Annotated in this window: 1 protein-coding gene; it reads left to right on the forward strand. The window is 39.8% G+C overall.

From position 1 onward, the window contains the following. A partial coding sequence (locus G7Y39_RS13480; RefSeq protein ID WP_165157937.1) for an N-6 DNA methylase occupies window positions 1–515 on the forward strand: 515 nt, incomplete at both ends.

Raw genomic sequence — 515 nt, forward strand, 5'->3', positions numbered from 1 at the left:
TGAGTGATGGCACATTCCGTAAAACAAAATTAAAGCAGGCTACAAATATGAGCCGTGATATTTTGTTTGTTGAGCGTAACCTTGACTTCTTGAAACCGGGAGGTAGAATGGCTATTGTTTTGCCGCAAGGTCGCTTTAATAATAGTAGCGACAAATCATTGCGTGAATACATAGCCGACCGATGTCGTATTTTGGCTGTAGTAGGTTTGCATGGCAATGTGTTCAAATCGCATACAGGCACAAAAACAAGTGTCCTTTTCGTTCAGAAATGGGATGATGTGTTATGTCCTAGAGTGGATGATTACAATATCTTCTTTGCAACTATGCAGGAGCCAAGCAAAGATAATAGCGGTGATAAAATCTATCGTAATACAATTGACGAAGAAGGCAATAATATTCCTCTGTTAGACAGTCACGGACACTTGATTGTTAAGCATGACCTTTTCAATCATGATGGTTTGACACAAGACGGAATTGCGGAAGCATTTTCAGAGTTTGCAAAGAAAGAGCATCTC

Source organism: Parabacteroides sp. ZJ-118, from assembly GCF_011038785.1.
Classification (GTDB): Bacteria; Bacteroidota; Bacteroidia; order Bacteroidales; family Tannerellaceae; genus Parabacteroides.